The 22513-nt window shown below is 74.5% G+C and carries 16 protein-coding genes; 6 read left to right on the forward strand and 10 right to left on the reverse strand.

What is annotated here, in order from left to right; genetic code table 11:
- Positions 1-13 precede the first annotated feature (13 nt).
- From smpB to ftsE, 4 genes are all read right to left on the reverse strand, one after another.
- Positions 14-526 carry an SsrA-binding protein SmpB gene (gene smpB, locus ACFYZR_RS30920; RefSeq protein ID WP_126914382.1) on the reverse strand — a complete coding sequence of 171 codons (513 nt, stop codon included), beginning with the start codon at positions 524-526 and terminating at the stop codon, positions 14-16.
- A gap of 18 nt (positions 527-544) precedes the next feature.
- On the reverse strand, positions 545-1852 hold the full coding sequence (locus ACFYZR_RS30925) for a S41 family peptidase (RefSeq protein WP_391916423.1): 1308 nt from the start codon (positions 1850-1852) through the stop codon (positions 545-547).
- Between the two features lie 76 nt (positions 1853-1928).
- Positions 1929-2843, reverse strand: a complete 915-nt coding sequence (gene ftsX / locus ACFYZR_RS30930) for a permease-like cell division protein FtsX (RefSeq protein WP_311615796.1) — start codon at positions 2841-2843, stop codon at positions 1929-1931.
- Between the two features lie 28 nt (positions 2844-2871).
- Complete coding sequence (gene ftsE / locus ACFYZR_RS30935; RefSeq protein WP_126914385.1) at positions 2872-3561, reverse strand: cell division ATP-binding protein FtsE; 690 nt, start codon at positions 3559-3561, stop codon at positions 2872-2874.
- Between the two features lie 242 nt (positions 3562-3803).
- Between ftsE and ACFYZR_RS30940 the strand changes: the two genes are divergently transcribed.
- Positions 3804-3998 (forward strand): hypothetical protein, encoded by a 195-nt coding sequence (locus ACFYZR_RS30940; RefSeq protein WP_311615800.1) that lies wholly within the window; start codon positions 3804-3806, stop codon positions 3996-3998.
- A 108-nt stretch (positions 3999-4106) separates the two neighbouring features.
- On the opposite strand, the gene ACFYZR_RS30945 is transcribed toward ACFYZR_RS30940, so the two are convergent.
- From ACFYZR_RS30945 to ACFYZR_RS30965, 5 genes are all read right to left on the reverse strand, one after another.
- Positions 4107-5171: a hypothetical protein gene (locus ACFYZR_RS30945; RefSeq protein WP_391916428.1), complete on the reverse strand. Its 1065-nt coding sequence runs from the start codon at positions 5169-5171 to the stop codon at positions 4107-4109.
- 256 nt (positions 5172-5427) lie between these two features.
- Entirely contained in the window at positions 5428-6534 is a 1107-nt protein-coding gene (gene prfB / locus ACFYZR_RS30950) for a peptide chain release factor 2 (RefSeq protein ID WP_229354043.1), read from the reverse strand.
- Positions 6535-7022: 488 nt separating this feature from the next.
- Positions 7023-8354 (reverse strand): serine/threonine-protein kinase, encoded by a 1332-nt coding sequence (locus ACFYZR_RS30955; RefSeq protein WP_391916431.1) that lies wholly within the window; start codon positions 8352-8354, stop codon positions 7023-7025.
- Between the two features lie 210 nt (positions 8355-8564).
- On the reverse strand, positions 8565-10382 hold the full coding sequence (locus tag ACFYZR_RS30960) for a serine/threonine-protein kinase (protein WP_391916434.1): 1818 nt from the start codon (positions 10380-10382) through the stop codon (positions 8565-8567).
- The gene (locus ACFYZR_RS30965; RefSeq protein WP_391916437.1) at positions 10370-10633 is read right to left on the reverse strand and encodes a hypothetical protein; all 264 of its coding nucleotides are present in this window, start codon (positions 10631-10633) and stop codon (positions 10370-10372) included. The genes ACFYZR_RS30960 and ACFYZR_RS30965 overlap by 13 nt, the downstream gene beginning before the upstream one ends.
- A gap of 277 nt (positions 10634-10910) precedes the next feature.
- On the opposite strand from ACFYZR_RS30965, the gene ACFYZR_RS30970 reads away from it, so the two are divergent.
- The 4 genes from ACFYZR_RS30970 (at position 10911) to ACFYZR_RS30985 (ending at position 18888) form a co-directional block, all read left to right on the forward strand.
- A complete protein-coding gene (locus ACFYZR_RS30970; protein ID WP_391916513.1) occupies positions 10911-15005 on the forward strand; it encodes an FtsK/SpoIIIE domain-containing protein in 4095 nt (1364 codons plus the stop codon).
- Positions 15006-15179: 174 nt separating this feature from the next.
- Entirely contained in the window at positions 15180-16631 is a 1452-nt protein-coding gene (locus tag ACFYZR_RS30975) for an ABC transporter substrate-binding protein (protein WP_391916439.1), read from the forward strand.
- A gap of 14 nt (positions 16632-16645) precedes the next feature.
- On the forward strand, positions 16646-18010 hold the full coding sequence (locus tag ACFYZR_RS30980) for an ABC transporter permease subunit (protein WP_391916442.1): 1365 nt from the start codon (positions 16646-16648) through the stop codon (positions 18008-18010).
- Positions 18007-18888 carry a carbohydrate ABC transporter permease gene (locus tag ACFYZR_RS30985; protein ID WP_391916445.1) on the forward strand — a complete coding sequence of 294 codons (882 nt, stop codon included), beginning with the start codon at positions 18007-18009 and terminating at the stop codon, positions 18886-18888. The genes ACFYZR_RS30980 and ACFYZR_RS30985 overlap by 4 nt, the downstream gene beginning before the upstream one ends.
- 35 nt (positions 18889-18923) lie before the next feature.
- Here the strand turns inward: ACFYZR_RS30985 and ACFYZR_RS30990 are convergent, their stop codons facing one another.
- Positions 18924-20468, reverse strand: a complete 1545-nt coding sequence (locus ACFYZR_RS30990) for a glycosyltransferase family 39 protein (protein WP_391916448.1) — start codon at positions 20466-20468, stop codon at positions 18924-18926.
- Positions 20469-20557: 89 nt separating this feature from the next.
- On the opposite strand from ACFYZR_RS30990, the gene ACFYZR_RS30995 reads away from it, so the two are divergent.
- The gene (locus ACFYZR_RS30995) at positions 20558-22444 is read left to right on the forward strand and encodes a glycosyltransferase family 2 protein (protein ID WP_391916450.1); all 1887 of its coding nucleotides are present in this window, start codon (positions 20558-20560) and stop codon (positions 22442-22444) included.
- Positions 22445-22513: the final 69 nt, after the last annotated feature.

Here is a 22513-nt window from a genome sequence, read left to right on the forward strand (position 1 = left end):
GTATTCCCGCAGGCTAGCCCCGGGCCGCCGCCGACGCCCGCTGCCGGCGCCGCGCCGCCGCGATCGCGCGGTTCGACTCGCGGAGGTCCTGCTTCTCGCGAAGCGTCTGCCGCTTGTCGTACTCCTTCTTGCCCTTCGCCAGGGCGATCTCGACCTTGGCCCGGCCGTCCTTGAAGTACAGGGACAGCGGGATGATCGTGTGGCCCGTCTCGTCCGCCTTGGAGGCCAGCTTGTCGATCTCCGCGCGGTGCATCAGCAGCTTCCGCTTGCGCCGCGCGCTGTGGTTGGTCCACGTCCCCTGGGCGTACTCGGGGATGTGCGCGTTGTGCAGCCACGCCTCGCCGCCGTCGATCTGGACGAAGCCGTCGACCAGCGACGAGCGACCCTGGCGCAGCGACTTGACCTCGGTGCCGGTGAGCACCAGGCCGCACTCGTAGGTGGTCAGGAGGTGGTAGTCGTGGCGCGCCTTCTTGTTCTGCGCGACGATCTTGCGACCTGACTCTTTCTTGTCCTTGTCTTTAGCCATAGCACCGTCATTCTCGCACTACGCCCCGCCCCCGAGGCCACTCAATACTCTCCGGCCCCGCGCCTCCGCGTCTCCCTCCCCGCCGTCCCCGGCCGGTCCCTGGACGGCCAGGTCGGGGGTGATCCCGGCGCCGTCGACCGCCCGGCCCGCCGGGGTGCGGTAGTGGCCGACGGTGAGCTCGGCGACGGAGCCGCCCGCGAGCCGGCTGGGCATCTGGACCGAGCCCTTGCCGAAGGTCCGGGAGCCGACGACGACCGTGCGCCCCCGGTCCTGGAGCGCCCCGGTCAGCAGCTCGGCGGCGCTCATGGTGCCGCCGTCGACGAGGACGACGAGGGGGCGGCGGGTGTCCCCGCCCGGCTCGGCCCACAGGGCGTGCCGGCTGCCGCGCACGTCGTAGGTGGCCACCAGCCCGCCGTCGAGGAACGCGGAGGCGGCCGTGACGGCCTCGTCGACCAGCCCGCCGGAGTTCCCGCGCAGGTCCAGCAGGATCCCCTCGCCGGGCGCGGCCTCCCGGACCGCCTCCCGGACCCGCTCGCCGGTGCCCCGGGTGAAGGAGCTGACCTTGATCAGTGTGGCCGGGAGGGTGCCCGCCGGCCCGCCGTCGCGCCGCTCGACCTCGACGCTCTCGGTGAGCAGCCGCTCGCGGCGCAGCGTCCGCTCCCAGCGCTCCGCGCCGCGCGCCAGGCCCAGGCGCACGGTCGTACCGGGCGCGGAGACGGGCCACGAGCCGAGGGAGCGGCCGTCGCCGCGCAGCAGGGAGACGACTTCCGTCACGGGGCGGCCGGTGACGTCCGCGCCGTCGACGGTCAGGAGCCGGTCGCCGGGGGCGATGCCGGCCCGTTCGGCGGGGCCGTCGGGGCGGACCCCGTCGACCTCCATCCGGCCGCCCTCCACACGCCGGGTGGTGAGGCCCACGCCGACGTACGCGCCGTCGAGGGCGAGCGCGAACCCTTCGTACTCCCGGGGGCTGTAGACGGCGCTCCAGGCGTCGCCGCTGCGGCTCAGCAGCTCGGCCGCGGCCTCCGAGCCGGACTTGCCGTCCTCCACGGCCCGCTCGGCGGCGGCCTCCACGGCGCGGCGGTCGACGGCGTGCCGGTCGGTGGTGTGCCGGTCGGCGGCGCGGGGGCCCGCGGCGCTCCGGCCGAGGGTTCCGGAGAGCACCTGCCGCTCGCCGTGCTCCCCCGCCGGGGGCCGGGCCTGCCGCCCGTCGCCGGCCCCCCACGCGGCGGTCGCGGCGCCCGCCGCCAGCGCCCCCATGAAGACCAACGTCAGCGCGGCCCCGCGCCTGGCGCGGCGCGGCGGTACGAACAACGTCGGGCCGGGCATGCGCGTGAGTCTAGGACACCGAAGGGCGCCGTACGGGGAGTTGACCGTACGACGCCCTTGGCTGTTCCACGCGTCTCTACACCTTCAGGTACTTGCGCAGGGCGACGAACGCGGCCAGCGCGGGCATCAGCAGCCCGATGGCGATCACCAGGGGCATCTTGGCGAAGACGGCGTCCCAGCCGATGAACTGGATCACGTCGATCTGGTGCGCCAGCCAGTTGTTGACCAGGAAGTACTGGACGCAGACCAGCAGGACGCAGGCCAGGCCGGCGCCGAGCAGCCCGGCGAAGGCGGCCTCCATGATGAAGGGCGTCTGGATGTAGAAGCTGGACGCGCCGACCAGCCGCATGATCCCGGTCTCCCGGCGCCGGCTGAAGGCCGAGACCCGGACCGTATTGATGATCAGCATCAGGGCCACCACCAGCATCAGCGCCATCACGCCCAGGGCCGCGAGGTTCATGCCGTTGAGGAGGTTGAGCAGGGGCTCCAGGGTCTTGCGCTGGTCCTCCACCTCCTGGACGCCGGGCCGCTGGGAGAAGGCGCTGGAGACCACCCGGTACTTGGCGGGGTCCTTCAGCTTGACGCGGAAGGCCTCCTGCATCTGGTCGGGGGTGAGGAAGGGCACGATCGGGGAATTGCCGAACTGCTCCTTGTAGTGCTTGAACGCCTCGTCGGCCGTCTCGAACTGGACCGACTGGACGACCGGCATCTTCTGCAGGTCGGCCTTGATCTCCTTCTTCTGGTCCTCGGTGACCGCGCCCTTGGCGCAGGCGCCGCCCTGGCTCTGGGCGTCGTTCTTGTTGCAGAGGTAGATCGAGACGTTGACCTTGTCGTACCAGTAACCCTTCATCGTGCCGACCTGCTCGCGCATGAGCAGGGAACCGCCGAACAGGGCGAGCGACAGGGCGACGGAGACGATCACCGCGAAGGTCATCGTGAGATTGCGGCGGAGACCGACGCCGATCTCCGACATGACGAACTGGGCGCGCATGGCGTCCTTTCAGTGCCCTCGGGCGGTTTCAGTGCTGGTAGCCGTAGACGCCGCGCGACTGGTCGCGCACGAGACGGCCCTGTTCGAGTTCGATGACGCGCTTGCGCATCTGGTCCACGATCTGCTGGTCGTGGGTGGCCATGATGACCGTGGTACCGGTCCGGTTGATCCGGTCCAGCAGCTTCATGATGCCGACGGAAGTCTGCGGGTCCAGGTTTCCGGTGGGCTCGTCGGCGATCAGCAGCCGCGGCCGGTTGACGAACGCACGGGCGATCGCGACACGCTGCTGCTCACCGCCGGAGAGCTCGCCGGGCATCCGCTGCTCCTTGCCGCCGAGGCCCACCAGCTCCAGGACCTGGGGCACGGCCTTGCGGATCTCGCCCCGGGGCTTCCCGATGACCTCCAGGGCGAAGGCGACGTTCTCCGCGACGGTCTTGTTGGGCAGCAGCCGGAAGTCCTGGAAGACCGTGCCCAACTGGCGGCGCATGTGGGGCACTTTCCAGTTCGAGAGCCGGGCGAGGTCCTTGCCCAGGACATGGACCTGACCGTGGGTGGCCCGCTCCTCGCGCAGCAGCAGCCGCAGGAACGTCGACTTCCCGGAGCCGGAGGAACCGACCAGGAAGACGAACTCGCCCTTCTCGATCTCGAGCGAGACGTCCCGGAGCGCCGGACGGTTCTGCTTGGGGTAGGACTTGGAGACGTTGTCGAATCGGATCACGAGTGCACCACGTGTCGGCCTGGAGGGCGGCACGGAACGCCGCGTTCGCGGCTCCCGTCGGTGTGCGTGACCATACCGAACCGCCCGTGCACGCGCAGTCGGCCTCGGGAGTCAACGGGACAATTGGGTTCCATTTCGCGCTTCACCGGGCCGGCCGCGCCGGACGGCGGTAAAGCTGGCACAGTGGTAAGGGGAACCGCACGACGTTCCCGCGCGTTGGACGTACCGGAGGAGGACTTCGCATGACATGCGACCGACTGGTGTGCGCCAACTGCGCGGCCCCTGTCAATGAGGGCAGGTGCCCGGTCTGCCGGGCGAGCCGCGAGCGGTTGCAGCACCAGGAAGGCATCTTCGGCGGCCTGACCCCGGCCGCGCTGATCGCGCTGCTGGTGGTGCTCGTCGCTCTCGCCGTGCTCGCGCGCGGATTCACAGGGTAGCGGCTCGGCGACTCTCCGATACCGATACTTAATGCTTATGGGCCGAGGCCCGGGACGCTTCCGCGTCCCGGGCCTCGGTCGTCGTGTGCGCGCTTACGGCCGGGGCCGTCAGGCGGCGGCCGCGCCGCCGCGCTCGATCAGGCGCGGGAGCATCCGGAAGCCGATGCCACCGGCGATCATCGTGGCGGCGCCGACCACGAGGAAGGTGGTCTGACCGGCACCGGTCTCGGCCAGCTGGCCGGCCTGCGCGGGCTGGCCGGACTGGCCGCCCTGCCCGCCCTGCCCGGACTGACCGGTCTGGGCCAGCTCCTCCTTGGGCTTGCCCTGCTGGACGGGCTGGACACCGGCGTTGTCGGGGCTGGTGTTGCAGTTGCCGTCGGTGTCCACCGGGCAGGTACGGGCGTCGTCGCCGCCGTCACCACCGGTGGAGCCGGAGCCGCCGGTGGCGGAGCCACCCGTGGAGCCGGAGCCGCCGGTGGCGGAGCCACCCGTGGAGCCGGAGCCGCCGGTGGTGGAGCCGTGGTCGCCGCCGGTGGAGCCACCGCCGGTCGTGGAGCCACCGGTCGTGCCGCCGCCGGTGGTGGAACCTCCGGTGGTGCCACCACCGGTCGTGGAGCCGCCCGTCGTGCCGCCGCCGGTGGTGGAGCCGCCGGTCGTCGAACCACCGGTCGTGGAGCCACCCGTGGTGGAGCCGCCGGTCGTCGAACCGCCGCCCGTGGTCGCGCCACCGGTCGTGGAACCGCCGGTGGTGGAGCCGCCGGTGGTGGAGCCGCCGGTCGTGGTCTCGCCGCCCGTGGTGGCGCCGCCGGTGGTCGTGCCACCGGTCGTGGAGCCGCCCGTGGTGGAACCGCCGGTGGTCTCGCCACCGGTCGTGGCACCACCCGTCGTGGAACCGCCGGTCGTGGAGCCACCCGTGGTGGAGCCGCCGGTCGTCGAACCACCGGTCGTGGAGCCGCCCGTGCCGGACGTGGGCTGCGGGATCTCGGTCGGGGCGGTGGTGGGGTCGTCGGCGGCCGCGCTGTGCACGCCGACGCCGCCCTTCACGCCGAAACCGCCGACCTCGACGTCGACACCGGCGGCCGAGGCCGCACCCGCGGCCGTCAGCGAAGCGCCGGCGGCGATCATCGCGCCGGCGGCTATGCGCGCAACGCGCAGTCGCGTCTTACTCGTCATCTGCCTGCTACCCCCAGTAGCTGAACTCGTCGATGGAGCAGCTGTGCACGGGGCCGCGGCACTCCGGGGGGACGGCGTGACCGTCCGGCCTCGTACGCATGTCGTACGGGCCGGGCCGCTCGCCCCCCGCCACACGCGCCCCAGTGATTCGCATGCCGCGCGCCAGCCTTCCCAGTTTTCTGGGCAGCGTCAAGGAACTTACGGGCGCGATGTCCGGCTATGCAGGGGTTACGGCAGACAAGCGGAGGGAGTTGTTCTACTTCCCCTGCTGCTTGCGCCAGCGGATGCCCGCCTCCAGGAACCCGTCGATGTCGCCGTCGAGGACGGCGGTGGGGTTGCCGACCTCGAACTCCGTGCGGAGGTCCTTGACCATCTGGTACGGGTGGAGGACGTACGAACGCATCTGGTTGCCCCAGGAGCCACCGCTGTCGCCCTTGAGCGCGTCCATCTTCGCCTGCTCCTCCTGGCGGCGGCGCTCGAGGAGCTTGGCCTGGAGGACGTTCATGGCGGTCGCCTTGTTCTGGATCTGCGAGCGCTCGTTCTGGCAGGAGACGACGATGCCGGTGGGGAGGTGCGTCAGGCGGACCGCGGAGTCCGTGGTGTTGACGCCCTGGCCGCCGGGGCCGGAGGAGCGGTAGACGTCGACGCGCAGCTCGGACTCGTCGATCTCGACGTGGTCGGTCTGCTCGACGACCGGCAGCACCTCGACGCCGGCGAAGGAGGTCTGGCGGCGGCCCTGGTTGTCGAAGGGCGAGATGCGCACCATGCGGTGGGTGCCCTGCTCGACGGAGAGGGTGCCGTAGGCGTACGGGACCTGAACGGAGAAGGTGGTCGACTTGATGCCGGCCTCTTCGGCGTACGACGTCTCGATGAGCTCGGTCTTGTAGCCGTGGCGCTCGGCCCAGCGCAGGTACATGCGCTGGAGGCGCTCGGCGAAGTCGGAGGCGTCGACGCCGCCGGCCTCGGCGCGGATGTTGACGAGGGCCTCACGGGAGTCGTACTCGCCGGAGAGGAGGGTGCGGACCTCCATCTCGTCGAGCGCCTTGCGGACGGAGGTGAGCTCCGCCTCGGCCTCGGCGAGGGCGTCGGCGTCGTCCTCGGCCTCGGCGAGCTCGAAGAGCACCCCGAGGTCGTCGATGCGGCCGCGGAGCGTCTCCGTCTTGCGCAGCTCCGCCTGGAGGTGCGACAGCTTGCTGGTGATCTTCTGCGCCGCCTCCGGGTCGTCCCAGAGGGACGGGGCGGCCGCCTGCTCCTCGAGCACGGCGACGTCGGCCCTCATCTTGTCGAGGTCCAGAACGGCCTCGATCGACCCCATGGTCGAGGAGAGGGACTTCAGCTCTTCGGATACATCAACGACTGCCACGCACCCAGCCTAACGGCTGCGCCGGGCTTCCCGGTCCGAAGGAGCACCCCGAATGCCGGGAGGCGCCCCTTCCGGGCCGTGGAGGGGCCGGTTCGGCACCGCCGGACTCCCCGGCGGGGGCCGATCGCCACGGCGGCGGGAGGGCTGCCCCGATCCCGCCCTTTCACCGTTTCCCGGGGCTGCGGCCCCGGCCCCCGAGGGCGAGGGGCTTCGCCCCCCGCCGAGGGGGAGGGACGGGGCTGGGAGGCCCGGGGCCCGAGATGAAGGGCTTCGCCCTGCCAGGGGCGGCTCGGGCGGGGCGGCAGCCCCCGGGCCCGACGCCCAGGCGGGGGCGAAGCCTCCCGCCGTGGGGGTCCGGGGCGGCAGCCCCGGGAAACGGTGAAAGGGCGGGGCTGGGGCCTCTCCCCCGCCGCAGCGGCGACCAGCCACCGGCTACGCGCCCGGCGGCGCCAAACCGCCCCCGCCCCCACCCCCCCGGGGGCAGCCCCCTACCGCGTGCCCGCCGCCGGCGGCGCCGTGTGGTGGATGCCCGGGGGCTGGGAGCCGCCCGGCTTCGCGTCGCCCGTGTCCGAGCCGCCGCCCGTGGCGAACCAGCCGCCGACACCCGCCGCCGCGGCCAGCGCGACGGCCGCCGCGCCGAGGCGGATGCGGCGGCGTCGTACCTGCTCCGCCGGGGAGCGGTGGCGCGCGGACCCCGCCCGGGGCTGCCCCGGCGAGCGCGGAGCGCGAGCCGTCCCGTGGGGGCCGCCCGCGAGCTCCTCGGGCCCGGGCACCCGCATGCTGGTGTGGGTGTCCCGGCTGGAGTCCGAGACCCCCGCCCCCGGCACGAGCGGCACCACGCCCCGCCGGCGCGGCTCGGGCACGGCCGCCACCGCGGCCGCGGTGGCGGCAGCGGGGGCAGGGCCCCCCTCCGCGGCGGCGGGAGCCTCCTCCTCCGGCTCGTCGATGTCGAGCGGCGGGATCCCGGCCAGGTGCGGCAGCAGCTCCCGCAGCCGGGCCGCCAGCTCCGAGGCGCGCAGCCGGGACGCCGGGGCCTTGGCGAGGCACTGCACGACGAGCTGCCACAGCTCGTCGGGGATGCCGGGCAGCGGCGCCACCGTCTCCGTCACATGGCGCCGCAGCACCGCCCCGGGGTGCCCGCCGCCGAAGGGCGTGAAGCCGGCCAGGAGCTCGTAGAGGACGGTGGCCAGGGCGTAGACGTCGACGGACGCGCGCGGCGGCAGGCCCTCGATGATCTCGGGGGCGAGGTAGTCGGGCGTGCCGATGACGCTGCGGGCGCCCGGCGAGCGGTCACGGTCCCGGTCGCGGGCGGGCGCCGGGCGGGGCACGTCCACGAGCCGGGCGATGCCGAAGTCCGTGAGCAGCGCGGGATGCGCGCCGGCGGGCCCGAGGGGGCCCTGCATGTCGAGGAGGACGTTCTCGGGCTTGACGTCGCGGTGGACCACCCCGGCGGCGTGCGCGGCGGCGAGGCCGTCGGCGACGTCGGCCACGATGGCGACGGCCGCCTCGGGCGCGAGGCGTCGCTCGCGGTCGAGCCGGGTGCGCAGGTCGGTGCCGCGGATGAGGTCCATGACCAGGGCGAGGTCGTTGCCGTCGACGACGAGGTCGCGGACGCCGACCACATGGGGGTGGTCGAGACCGAGGAGGGCCGCGCGCTCCTGCACGAAGCGGCCGACGAGCTCCTGGTCGGAGGCGAGATCCTCCCGTAGGAGCTTGATGGCGACCGGCCCCTCGGGGCCTTCGCCGAGCCACACCGTCCCGACACTGCCCCGTCCGAGGACCTGGTGGGCGGTGTACCGGCTGCCGATCTTCCGTGCCAAGACTGTTCCCCGACTCCTCCGCCATCCGGCGACATCATCCGACGGGCGCGGCCAGGCGGCCGTCACCCGCGCTGGCGACCAAGCTACGCGGCCGGAGGGGCGTTGGGGACACCGATTCAGTGCCAACCGTTACTTCTGAGGCAGAAAACACCCTTCGGGTGTCGATATATCGACTGCCTTATCGGTTCTCCACAGCCCCCGACGTCCCCGTCACTGGCCGGAACCCGACCCCGCTCCGGAGTCGGAGCCCAGACCGGAGATCCAGTCCTTGACGCTGGTGATCCAGTCCCAGGCGGCGTCCCAGAAGCTCTTGCCGTCGGCGACCCAGTCCTTGAGCGGTGTGAACTCCCACACCAGCCAGGAGCCGACGATCAGCACGACGATCATGAACAGACAGCCCTTGAGGCAGCCCAGGCCCGGGATCCGCATGGGGTTCGCGCTGCGCTGGCGCGGCGGGCGCGGCTCCCGGCGCGGGGCGGGCGTCGGCTCGGGCGGCGGCGCGGGGGCGTACCGCTGCGGCTGAGGCTGGGGCGGCTGCGGGGGCTGCTGGTAGCGCGGTGCCCGCTGGGGCTGCGGCTGGGGCGGCTGCTGCCGGCGGGGCGGCCGCTGCGCCGGGTACTGCTGCTGCGGCGGCTGCGGGGCGTACTGCTGCTGGGGCGGCTGCTGGTAGCCCTGCGGCGGCTGGGGCGCCGGGCGGCGCTGGGGCCTGCGGCGCAGCGGGTCCTCGCCCGGGTCGAGGTACTGGGTCTGCTCGTTGCGGTCGCGGGCGGCGCGCATCTGGCTCTGCCACGGGTGCGGGCTGTCGCCCTGCGCCGACGGCGGGCCGGACGGCGGTACGGGCGGTACGGGCGGCATGACGCGCGTCGGGTCGCCGCCCTGCGGGCCGGAGCCCGCGGAGAGCACCTGGGTGGGGTCGGCGTCGCCGGTGCGCCCGGGGCCCGACGGACCGGGGCCCGACAGGCCGGTGCTGGGCAGGACGCTGGTCGCGGCGTTCGGGTCGTACCCGGCCGGGGCGGTCCCGGCGGAGGACGGGAGCACCTGGGTCGGGTCGGCGTCGCCGGTGGCGGGACCCGTGCCGGGGAGGGTGTGGAGGCCCGTGCCGGGCACCTGGGTGGGCTCGGGGTCGGGTGCGAGCAGCGCGCCGACGCCCAGTGCCGCCTCGGCCTGGTCCGGGGAGGCGTGCACACCGACGCCGGCGGCGACGACGCGCAGGCCGCGGGCGAGGTTCTCGGCGCTGGGCCGTTCCTCGGGGCGCTTGCGCAGACAGCGCTCTATGACCGTCCACAGCGGCTCGGGCACGGTCGTGGGGCGGCGCGGCTCGGCGCTGAGGTGCTGGTGGAGCACTTCGAGCGCGGTGGCGCCCGCGAACGGCGGACGGCCGGTGACCAGCTCGTACAGCAGGATGCCCGCGCCGTAGATGTCCACGGCGGAGGTCTGGGGGCGGCCCTCGGCGGACTCGGGCGCGACATAGGCCGGGGTGCCGACGAACTCGTGGGTGCGGGTCAGGCCGGGCGAGTCCGCGAGGCGCGCGATGCCGAAGTCGGTGAGCATCGGGTGCATCTGCCCGGCTTCGCTCTTCAGCAGCACGTTGGCGGGCTTGAGGTCGCGGTGGACGATGCCGTCGGCGTGGCTGGCGGCGAGGGCGTCGGCGATCTGCGCGGTGAGCAGCGCTGCCGCGACGGGCGTGAACGGGCCGTTCTCGCGGAGGTAGCGGTGGAGGTCCGGGCCGTCGACCAGGTCCATGACGAGCGCGAGGAGATCGCCCTCGACGACGAGGTCGCGGGTGCGGACGATATTGGGGTGGGTCAGCCGCAGGAGCACCGAGCGCTCGCGCAGGAAGCGCATCACGACGTCCGCGTCGTGGGCCAGCTCCTCCTTGAGGACCTTGATCGCGACGGTCTCGCCGGGCTGTCCCGCCACCGCCGCCTCGGCGCCGGCCGCCTCCCGCTGGCGGGCACGCCAGACGGTGCCCGTGGCGCCGCGTCCGAGCGGCTCCTCGAGCAGGTACTTGCTGCCTACCGGCCGCACGTCATGCGCTCCCTGGTCGTGATCCGGATGCCGAAACCTTCGAAACCCTCGATGGCGTCGATACCGTCGCCTTCCACCGGCACCTCCGCCCCACTGTAGTGCCGCCGTCCGGACCGTCGGCCCGGCGAATCCGTGGGGCTCATGGGAAAGACGCGGGCCGGGTGCGGATGGTTGCCGCAAGCGGTGGCGCTCCCCTCAATATCGGCAATAAAGGGGTCGAGAGCAGGCAATTCCCAGAAGAAATCAGCCATCGCCCCACCGCGACCAGCGCGTTTCGCATACTCGGACCGTCGTTCAAGATCACGAATCGAGTCTCGCCGGGCGAATCGTCCCCGGTGGATGCGAGGATGCTCGCTGGCGGGAGGTGTCGAGAGGATGCCGCTCGCCGGCACGGATGCGGCGGGGTGGGAGCGGGAAGACCCCGCGCGACGTGGTGACCTGTACGTGCCGACGCGCCCGTGCGAGGTGGGGGAAGGCCTGGCGCCGCCCCTGCCCCGTACTCCGGGCAGGAAGGGACCGTTGACGGCGATGCAGATCCGGCTGACCGTCCTCGGGCCGCTCAGCGGCCACACCACGTGCGCCTGCGATGTGCTCGTGACCGCCCCCGCGGGGACCGCCCTGGCCGCCGTGACCAGCGGCCTCGCCACCGCCGTCGCGGCGGCGGGATCCGACCTCGGCAGCGGTGCCGTCGTCGTCCACTCCGGCGACGAGCGGCTCGACCCGCAGCGCTGTGTGCTGGGCGAGCCGCCGCTGATCGACGGCGCGGTGCTCTCCCTGGGCGCCCCCGCCGACCCCGAACGCCACGTCCCCCTCACCGGCCCCCTCCCGGCCGCCGCGCGCCTCCACGTGGTGTCCGGCCCGGACGCGGGCGGCGTCCACCTGCTGCACGGCGGCGAGGTCCGCGTCGGCCGCTCCAGCTCGGCGGACATCCCCCTGGACGACCCCGACGTCTCCCGCCTCCACTGCGCGGTGACGCTTTCCGACGACGGTGTCGTCACCCTCCACGACCTGGGCTCGACGAACGGCACCGCCCTGGACGGCGCCCCGGTCGACGGCACCCCCGTCCCACTGGCCCCGGGCGCGCTGCTGCGGGTCGGCGAGTCGACGCTGAGCCTGTACGGGGTGGGCACGGGAACCGACGCCCCGGACGCGCTCCCGGCGGCGCCGGACGGGGAGGGGCACCTCCGGGTACCTGTGCGAGTGCGCGGGGCGTCCGAGGAGAGCGCGGTAGCGCTCCCGGGCGCGCGCCGCGGTGCGGGCGCCCCCGGGGACGCGGGGGCGCTGGGTACTGGCCTTACGGGTGCCGACCGGGGCGTCGGGCCGACGGGCGCCGGGCCGACGGGCTGGGGCACGGGTGCCCGGACTGGACACGCGGGCGGACACGCGGGTCCGGGTGGGCACGCAGGCTCGACCGGGCACACCGACGCGGCTGGAGCAGCGGCCCTGACGGGCCGGGGCGCGGGCGGGCAGGCAGGCTCCACGGGCGGCGCGGGACCGGCCGGACACGCGGCGCAGGCGGGCCCGGCGGCCTCGGCGGGCGACGGCCCGGTCGGCTGGGGCGCGGGTGCCCGGACTGGACACGCGGGCGGACACGCAGGCACGGACGGGCGCGCGGGTTCGGCCGGACAGGCCGGTCCGGCCGGGGCGGCGGCCTCGGCGGGTGACGGCCCCGGGGGCCGGGGCGGCGCGTCCGCCCGTACGGGCCGAACGGGCGGACACACGAGTACGGACGGGCAGGCCGGCACGGCGGCCCCGGCGGGCGGCGTGGGCGCGTCCGGCGGCTCCGCGAGCCCCTCGGCCGACGGCGGGGAGCCGGGCTGGGGCGCGGGGGCGAGAGCCGGGTACGCGGGTGGGCAGGGCGGCGGGTTCGGCGCGAGCGGGCGGGCCCCGGCCAGCTGGGGTTCGGACGCGCGGGCGGCCCGCGCGGACGACCCCGAGCAGCGGCCCGCGTGGCGCAGCGGCGGCCCCCTCGACGCGCCCACGACCCCGGACCCGGCCACGGAACGGGACCAGGGCCGGACGAACGGCCGGGGCGACGGCGGGACGAACCAGGCAGCCGGATTCGCGAACCTCGCCGGACCCGGCGCGGACGGCGCCGACGCGACGGCGGCGCCCCCCGCCGCGTACCCGCCGCACCAGGCGGACGCCTTCGGCGGCGACGGCGGTCACGCCACCCACACCGTGCGCGGCAACGCCGCGCTGACCCCCGGCACGGCCGCCGCGCCCGCGCGGCCGCCGCAGGAGGACGGCGGCGGCAAGCGCCGGGCCCGCGGCATAGGAGCGTGGGCCCGCCGCCTCACCGGCGGCGGGCGCGCCGCCGCGCAGCGCGAGGCGGCGGCGGGCGAGGGCCCGCGGGAGCAGACCACCGGCGCGCCCGAGCGCGCCCCCGGCACCGCCGCCGCGCTGCGCGAGCGCTGGCCGGACCCCGCCGCCGTGCTGCTGACCGCGCTGGGGCCGGGCCCCCGGCTGTGGGAGCGCGGCCCGGGCCACCCGGATCTGCTCACCGTCCGGCTGGGCACGGCCGACCGCTACGCGCCCGACGGCGGCGAACCGCTGCCGTCCGTGCCGGTGACGGTCGGGCTGCGCGAGGTGGGGGCGCTCGGCATGACCGGGCCCCGGGAGCGGCTGTCCGGGCTCGCCCGCTCCGTGCTGGCGCAGCTGGCCGCGCTGCACGCGCCCGGCACCCTCGAGTACGTGCTGATCAGCACCGACCGCTCGCGTCCGGCCGAGGAACGGGCTGCGGAGTGGTCCTGGCTGGGCTGGCTGCCGCAGCTGCGGCCGGCGCACGGGCAGGACTGCCGGCTGCTCGTCGGCTACGACCGGGAGCAGGCCGAGGCCCGTACCGCCGAGCTGGTGCGGCGTCTGGACGGCGGCCCGCTGGGCACGGGCTGGACGACGGCGCCGCCCGAGGCCGTGGCGGCGGCCGCCGCGCGGCACGAGGGCCCGTACACGGTCCTGATCGTCGACGGCGACCCCGGTTCGACGGCGCTGCGCGAGACGGTCGCGCGGCTGGCGACGGGCGGTCCGGCGGCGGGCATCCACGTCCTGTGCCTGGCGGAGGCACCGGCCACCACGCCCGCCTCCCCCGTCTCCGCGACGCTCGCGTCGGCCGAGGCGGTCTCCCCCGCCTTCGCGCACTGCGGCGCGGTCGCGCTGCTGAGCGGTGACGTGGCGACGGTGGTGCAGGTCATCCATCGCGCCTCGGCACCGGCCGCGCCCGTGGCGCACCCCGTGCGCCCGGGCCACACGATGATCGCCGCGCTCGACGCCGTGTCCGGCGCGTGGGCCGAGCGCTTCGCGCGGGCCCTGGCGCCCCTGCGCATGGCGGACAACGCGGGCGACCCCGCGCACGCCTCGCGCATCGCGGCGGCGCTGCCCCGGTCGTCCCGGCTGCTGGACGAGCTGGGGCTCGCCCGGGCCACGCCCGCCTCGCTGACCGCCCGCTGGGCGGCCGCCACCGACCGCGGCACCCGGCCCGGGGGCCGGGCCGTGGCCGTACTGGGGGCCGGGCCGCACGGCCCGCTGTCCGTGGATCTCGCGGCGGACGGGCCGCATCTGCTGGTGGAGGGCTCCCCTGGCAGTGGGAAGACCGAGCTGCTGCGTTCGCTCGCCGCGTCGCTCGCGGCGGCCGACCGGCCGGACCGGCTCTCGCTCGTCCTGGTGGACGGGGCCGCCGCCGAGCGGGGCGAGGGGCTGCGGGTCTGCACGGACCTGCCGCACGTGTCGACGTACCTCGCCGCCTCCGACCCGGTGCGGATGCGGGAGTTCGCCCAGGCGCTCACGTCGGAGCTCAAGCGCCGCGCCGAGCTGCTGGGCACGCTGGACTTCGTCGGCTGGCACGACCGGAACCCGGCCCCCGGCCCGAACGTGGTCGGTCCGCGCCGCCCCGCCGAGCCGACGGCGGCCCCGGCCCCGGTCGCCGCCGCTCCGGTCGCGGCGGCCGCGTCCGGGCCCGTCTCCGGTTCCGTCTCCGGTTCGGTTGTCTCCGGTTCCGGTGCCGCCGATCTCGAGTCCGCGCCGAGCGGGACGCTCAAGTTGCGTACGCAAAGCGGCGGTCGGACGCGTACGGCCGAGACGGCCCTGCCCCGGCTCGTCGTGCTCGTCGACGACTTCGACGCCCTGGTGGCCCCCGCGCTGGGCAGCACGGGCCGGCCGTCGGCCGGTTCGGTCGTACGGGCCCTGGAGGCCGTGGCGCGGGACGGCGAGCGGCTCGGGGTGCATCTGATCGCCGCGTCGGGCCGTCCCGACCGTACGGCCGACACGGCGGCGGTCGAGCGGGCCGGGCTACGGGTGACGCTGGACATCGCCCCGCCGTCGGCGGACGCCGCCGGCGACGGGCCGGGCGCGGGCGAACCCGCCCCGGGGCGCGGCCGGTTGCGGCGTCCGGACGACGACGCGACCACCCCGTTCCAGGCGGGCCGGGTCACCGGCCGCATCCCCCGCACGGCGACGCTCCGGCCGACGGTCGTGACCCTCGACTGGCAGCGCCTGGGCGACCCGCCCACCCGCCGGCCGGTGCGCGAACTCGGCAACGGGCCCACCGACCTGGCCCTGCTGGCCAGCGCCCTCCAGCGCGCGGCGCAGTCCGCCGGGGCCCAGGCGGCACCCCCGTTGCTGCAGTGACGGACCGCCCGTGCCGCAGCGTCACAGCCCTGTCACGATCGGCTGGTTGACGTCGGAGACGGTATTGCGGCGGTCCGTGCCGGGGCGTAGGACTGTCGCACGGGAGTGCGGCCGTATGCCGGGGCGACGTGCGGCGCGGCCGTCGACGGGGACCGGGCACGGGAGGTACGGGCCATGCGCACGGCAACACGTACATCGCTCCGCGCGGCAGGCGCGGCACGCACTCCACGCCTACGCTCCCGCCCGCGCAGAGCAGGTGGTGCGGGCGCGCGGCGCGGTGCGCTGGCGCTGGCCGTGGCGGGAGCGCTGGCGCTGACCGCCGCCGGCTGCGGGGACAGCGGCGGGGACAAGGACAAGGGCGGCGACAAGCCCGCCCCCGGACAGTCCGACCTCATCACCCACACCGTGCAACTCCCCAAGCTCAACGGGCAGAAGCTCAAGGTGACCGCTGTCTGGACGGGCGTCGAGCAGAAGAGCTTCGCCAAGGTCCTGGACGAGTTCGCCAAGCGCACCGGCGCCGAGGTCGCGTACGTGCCCAGCGGCGACGACATGTCCGCCTTCATAGGCTCCAAGGTGGCGGGCGGCGACCCGCCGGACGTGGCGATGCTGCAACAGCCGGGTGCCCTTCGGGAGTTCGCCGGCAAGGGGTGGCTCAAACCGCTGGGCGAGGAGGCCCGGGCGCAGCTGAAGAAGAACTTCCCCCAGGGCTGGCAGGATCTGGGCTCCGCCGACGGCAAGCAGTACGGCGTGTACTTCAAGACCAGCAACAAGTCCCTCGTCTGGTACAACACCAAGATTTTCACCGCGGCGGGCGTCAAGGTGCCCGCGACCTGGCCGGAGTTCCTGCGCACCGCGCAGGCCGTCGCCGACTTCGGCGTCTCCCCGGTGTCGGTGGGCGGCGCGGACGGCTGGACGCTCACGGACTGGTTCGAGAACGTCTACCTCTCCCAGGCCGGCCCGGAGAAGTACGACCAGCTGGCCCAGCACAAGATCAAATGGACCGATCCCTCCGTCAAGGACGCGCTGACCACGCTCGGCCAGCTCTTCGGCAAGAAGGAGCTGCTGGCGGGCGGGCAGGAGGGCGCGCTCCAGGCGCAGTTCCCCACGTCCGTCACCCAGACCTTCAGCGGGGGCGAGAAGGCGAAGGCCGCCATGGTCTTCGAGGGCGACTTCGCGGCCGCGAACATCACTGCCGCCAAGGCGAAGATCGGCACCGATGCCAAGGTCTTCCCCTTCCCGGCGGTCGGCGGCCGCTCGCCCGTGGTGACCGGCGGTGACGTGGGCGTGGCCCTCAAGGACGGCCAGGCGGCACAGGCGCTGCTGACCTTCCTGGCCTCCACCGACGCCGCCGGGATCTGGGCGAGGGAGGGCGGTTTCATCTCGGCGAACAAGAACCTCGACCTCGCCTCCTACCCCGACGACGTGCAGCGCTCCATCGCCAAGGCGCTGGTCTCGGCGGGCGATTCCTTCCGCTTCGACATGTCCGACCAGGCGCCCGCCGCGTTCGGCGGCAAGCCGGGGCAGGGCGAGTGGAAGCAGCTCCAGGACTTCCTGCGGAACCCGGCGGACGTGGAGGGCACCCAGCAGCGACTGGAGTCCGACGCGGCCAAGGCGTTCAAGAACTGACGGGGCAGGTCGCCATGACCACAGCCACCACCGCCGCTCCACCACCACCGCCCGATCCCGCCGTACGCCCGGCCCGGGCGCGGGGCAAGGGGCGGGGCGCGCTCGGCACACGGCCCTGGGTGGCCGCCTGCTTCCTGCTGCCCGCGCTGGCCCTGCTGGGCGCCCTCGTCGTCTACCCCATCGGTTTCTCCGTCTACCGCAGCCTCTTCGACGCCTCCGGCCACGGCTTCGTGGGCATGGACAACTACCAGGAGGTCTTCAGCGACGCGCGGATCCGCACGGCCCTGAAGAACAATGTCATCTGGGTCGTCGTCGCCCCCTCCGTGGCCACCGCCCTCGGCCTGATCTTCGCGGTGCTCACCGAACGGGTGCGCTGGGGCACGGCGTTCAAGCTCGTCGTCTTCATGCCGATGGCCATCTCGATGCTCGCGGCGGGCATCATCTTCCGTCTGGTCTACGAGCAGAACCCGGACCGCGGCGTCGCCAACGCCGTCTGGGTCGGCATCCACGACACCTTCGCCGCTCCGGCCCCCTTCCCGGGGGCGCACCCCCGGCCGACGGGGGACCTCGTGGCGAGCGGCGGCGGCGCGTTCACGACGAAGACGGCGGCACGGGCGGGCAGCGCGGTGGCGCTGCCGCTGGTGGCCGTGAAGCCGGAGGACGTGTCCGGCGCCAGGGACGCCATTCCCGCGCGGGACGTGGCCGGGAAGGTCACCGGCACGGTGTGGATGGACTTCACCCGGGGTGGCGGCGGCACGGCCGGGAAGATCGACGCGGGTGAGAAGGCCCTGGCCGGGGTGACGGTGGAGGCCGTCAAGGACGGCAGGACCGTCGCCTCCACCACCACGGACCCCGACGGCACCTTCACCCTGCCCCCGGCGGCGGACGGCGCCCGGCTGCGGCTGCCCGCGGCCAACTTCGCCTCCGCCTACAACGGCGTGGACTGGCTCGGCCCCTCCCTGGTGACGCCGTCGATCATCGGCGCCTACATCTGGATGTGGGCGGGCTTCGCCATGGTGCTCATCGCGGCCGGCCTGGCGGGGGTGCCACGCGAGCTGCTGGAGGCGGCGCGCGTCGACGGGGCCAACGAGTGGCAGGTCTTCCGCCGGGTGACGGTGCCCCTGCTGGCACCGGTCCTCGCGGTGGTCGTCGTCACCCTGATGATCAATGTGCTGAAGATCTTCGACCTGGTCTACATCATCGCCCCGGGCTCCAGCCTCGACAACGCCAATGTGCTGGCCCTCCAGCTCTACCAGTCCTCCTTCGGTACGGACGTCAACCAGGGCGTGGGCAGCGCCATCGCCGTCTTCCTGCTGCTGCTCGTCACTCCGGTGGTGATCGTGAACATTCGCCGGATCAGGAAGGAGCGGCAACGATGAGCCTTCAAGACACCGCCGTACGGGGTGAGCGCTCCCTCCCCGCCCGGCTGGCCGCCCGCCTGGGCGCGGGGGCGACGCGCGGTTTCCTCGTCCTGGTCGGGCTGTTCTGGCTGATGCCGACCGTGGGGCTGCTGCTGTCCTCACTGCGCGACAAGGCCGACATCGCCGCCTCCGGCTGGTGGCAGGTCTTCGCCCACCCGTCCCAGCTGACGACGGAGAGCTATCGCACGCTCTTCGCCAACGACAAGGTGACACACTCCCTTCTGACCACCGCGTTGATCACCGTCCCGGCGACGGTGCTGGTGATCCTCGTCGGCGCCCTCGCCGGATACGCCTTCGCCTGGCTGGACTTCCCCGGCCGGGACTGGTGGTTCATGGTCGTCGTGGGGCTGCTCGTGGTGCCCGTTCAGGTGGCGCTGATCCCGGTGGCCAAGCTCTTCAGCGCGCTGGGCATCTTCGAGTCCACGGTGGGCGTGGTGCTCTTCCACACCGCCTTCGGGCTGCCCTTCGCGGTGTTCCTGTTGCGGAACTTCTTCGCGGAGATACCGCGCGAGTTGCTGGAGGCGGCCCGGCTGGACGGCGCGGGCGAGCTACGGCTGTTCACCCGGGTCGTGCTGCCGCTGGGCGGACCGGCCATCGCATCGCTGGGCATCTTCCAGTTCCTGTGGGTGTGGAACGACATGCTGGTCGCGCTGATCTTCGCGGACAGCGGCAACCCTCCCATCACGGTGGCCCTTCAGCAGCAGGTCCGGCAGTTCGGCGACAACGTGGACATCCTCGCGTCGGGTGCCTTCCTCTCGATGGTCGTTCCGCTCGCGGTGTTCTTCGCCTTCCAGCGCCAGTTCGTGAGCGGGGTGATGGCGGGCGCGGTGAAGTGACCGCCCGAGGGGACGACCGGCGGGGTACATGACGGCTAGCGCCGCAGGTACAGCGACACCGCCCCTCCCCGTACGAACACCGTGGACTCCTCCCGGTACAGCGCGTCGAGCTCCCTGGTCTTGGCGGACTCGGCGCGCTGGGCCCGGAACCACGGCGTCCCGACCGTGGTCGTGTCCGCCACCACCCACACCCGCGTCCCCCGGGAGAGCCCCCACAGCCGGGACCGCAGCTCCCCCGCCCCGACCTCCTGGCCGTAGAGGGTGCCGGAGGCGGCGGGCGACTTCTTGAGGGTGAGGTCCCGCAGCCCTCCGAAGGCTGCCGGGTAGGCCAGGGATATCCGGCGCTCGTGGAGCGGGAGGAACAGCACCGCGTCCCCCGGCCGGGCCGTCCTCCCGACGGCGGCGGCCACCCGGGCGAGCTCGTCACCCCGGCTGGACGGCAGCCGCTCGCGCTCCTGGAAGGGCAACTGCGCCACGAAGACCACCACCACGGCCGCCACCCCGGCCGCCGCCGCGACGCGCGGCCACGGCAGCAGCCCGAGGAGCCGTTCCGCGCCCGCGGCCGCCAGCAGCGGCACGCCCGCGAGGCAGAAGAGCAGATAACGGTCGAGGAAGAGCGGCTGCCACTGGGACGCCGCGTAGAGCAGCACCGGCGGTACGACGGCCAGCGGCAGGGCCACGACGGTCAGCCGCAGCGGGCCCGTGCGGGGCAGGGGGGCGAGCACGGCGACGGCCATCAGCGCGACCACGCCGGCCACGACGGCCTCACCGGGGCCCGCGAAGGCGTGGAGGAGCGCCTTCGCCTGCTCGTACCCCGGTGTGCGGAGCCAGGAGACCTGCTCGCTCTGGCCTTGGGAGAGCACGGCCAGCGGCGCCAGCACGGCGCAGGCCGCGACCGCCGCGGAGCCCCAGCCTCGCCATGCCCGCCCGGGCACCCGGGAGAGCAGCAGCGTCAGCCCATGGGCCGCCAGCAGCAGGATCGCGAACTCGTGCAGCAGCGCCGTGACCGTCACCACCGCGCCGTAGCCGGCCCAGCGCCCTGGCGAACCCCGCTCGACGGCCTCCAGCAGCAGCCACGTCGCCAGCGCACCGCCCGCCGCGACCAGGGCGTACGAGCGGCCCTCCTGCGCGTAGTGGCCGACGAACGGGGTGGCCGCGTACAGCAGCCCGGCCCACAGGCCCACCCGGGGGCGGGCCAGCCGGCAGCCGATCGCGCCGATCAGCCCGGCGGTGACGGCCGCGGCCACGACGGACGGCAGCCGCAGCATGGTCTCGTCGGCGCGCAACGCCAGCACGGGGCGCATCAGCAGGTAGTAGAGCCCGTGCACGGCGTCGACATGACCGAGCAGGCGCAGGATCTCACCCGTCGAGCGGCGCGCCACCTGGAAGGTGGCGGCCTCGTCCCGCCACATCGTGCCCCGGTCGAGCCCCCACAGGCCGAGGAGGAGCATGACGGCGGCGGGCACGATCACGGCCAGGGGCACGGCGGCGGGCAGCCCCCGGAGCGTGTCCCCCAGGGTGACCGCCCAAGACGTCCTCGGCTCCGTCCTCAGCTCGGGCCGTACCGCGGTCCGTGCCATCCTCGCCCCTCCCCGCATCCGTTCCTGTCGGCCACACGCGGTCGCAGAATGCCCCGATTACACATACTTATTGGATAAAACTGTGCTTTATGGCAGTGAACGGGAGTGGAATCCCTGTCGCACACCCCACCACCGGGCTCCCGGCGGCCGCCCGGGCCGACGCCCGGGTCGGCGTGATCGTCATCGGCTACGACGACGCCGCCCACATCGGCCACGCGGTGCGCTCCGCCCTCGGCCAGGGCCCGGCCGTCGCCGAGGTCGTCGCCGTGAACGACGCGTCCACCGACGGCACGGGGGCCCTCCTCGACCGGCTGGCCGCGCGCGAACCCCGGCTGCGGGTCGTCCACCGGGCCGTCAACAGCGGTGGCTGCGGCACTCCCCGCAACGACGGCCTGCGGGCCGCCACCGCGCCCTATGTGATGTTCCTCGACAGCGACGACATCCTCCCCCGGGGCGCGGTGACGGCCCTGCTGCGCGGCGCCCTGGCCCATGACGCGCCGGTGACAGCGGGGCTGTGCGTCCGCCGGGAGCTCCCCCGGCGGCGGGACACGCCCTGGCAGCCCACCCTCTACCGGCGGCCCGCCGTCCACGCCTCCCCCGAGGAGCACCCGGCGCTGCTGCGCGACACGCTCTGCGTCAACAAGCTCTACTCCCGCCGCTTCCTCACCGCGCACGGCATCGACTTCCCCGAAGGGCCTTTCCCTTACGAGGACTTCGTCTTCAGCGCCCGCGTCCTGGCGGCGGGGCCGCGTGTGGCCGTCGTGACGGACCCGGTCTACGTCTGGCACGTGCGCAGGGGCGCAGCCCGGCCCTCGATCTCCCTGGACCGTGAACGGGTGGCCAACTGGCAGGCGCGTGTCCGCGCCCATGAGCGGGGTGTGGAGGTCTTCCGCGACGCCGGCAACGAGCCGCTCGCCCACGCCGCCCGGGTGAAATTCCTCGACCACGACCTGCGGATGTACGTCCGGGAACTGCCCGGCCACGGCCCGGCGTACCGCGCGGCCTGGTGGCGGGCGGCGCGCGCCGCCCTGGCCGCCTGCGACGAGGCCGACCTGCGTGCCGCGCGGGCCCCGGCCCGCTGGATCGCCCGGGTCGTGCTCGCCTCCGAGGCCCCGCGCGACCTGGACCGGCTCGCCCAGCTCGCCGCCCGGCCCGCCCGGCTGCTGCCGCCGTACGCGGAGGCCGCGGGGCGGCCGGTCTGGGCGGCGGACCTGCCGCAGGCCGTCCTCGACGGCCTCACCGGCCCGGGCGCCAAGCCGGCCCGCCGGCTGCCGGTCACCGTCGACGCCGCCCTGCGCCACCGCGCGGGGCACGGCCGCCACGCCGAACTCCGGCTGCGGGTGCACGAGCTGTACGGCCGTCTGGCGGCGGCCCGACCCCACGGCCTCGACATCGAGCTCCGGCTGCGGGACGGCGATTCGGTCCTGGAGCACACCGCCTCGCCCCAGTTGGACGAGCCGAATGACCCGGACGGGCGGGATAGGTCGGGCGGACCGAACGGCCCGGATGGGCCGAACGGGCCAGGCGAGCCGGGCGGGCCGAGCGGACTGGGTGGGCCAGCCAGGCCGGGCGCCGGGGCGTCCTGGGTGGTCGCCGTGCCCGTGGATCTCGCGGCGCTGGCCGCGCGGGGGCGCCTCGACGCCAAGGCCCGCAGGGCTCTCACGACCGGACCGCAGTCCTGGGACGTACGCGTCCGCATCCACTGCGCACACGGCGGCACCCTGCGGACGGCGGTACGGGCCGTGGGCGTCGGCTCCCGCCCCGCCGTGCTGCTCGGCGCGCGGTACGGTCTGCTGCTGGCGCAGCCGCACGCCACGGCGAGCGGTTCGCTCGTCCTGCGGCTCGCGCCCGGCGCCCGGTGCGTGCTCGGTATCGCCCTGCGCAGGGCCCGTGCGCTCCTGCCCCGACTGCCCGGCCTGCCCCGCCTGCCGCTCCTGCGGCGCACGGCGGCTGCCCGTAACGGCGGTCGTCCCTAGCCTCGTGACGTTCATGTCCCATCCCCCGTTCATGTCCCGTCCCCCCCTCGTGCCCCATCGCCCCCATGG

Origin of the sequence: Streptomyces sp. NPDC001678, from assembly GCF_042892945.1 — a bacterium.
GTDB lineage: Bacteria > Actinomycetota > Actinomycetes > Streptomycetales > Streptomycetaceae > Streptomyces.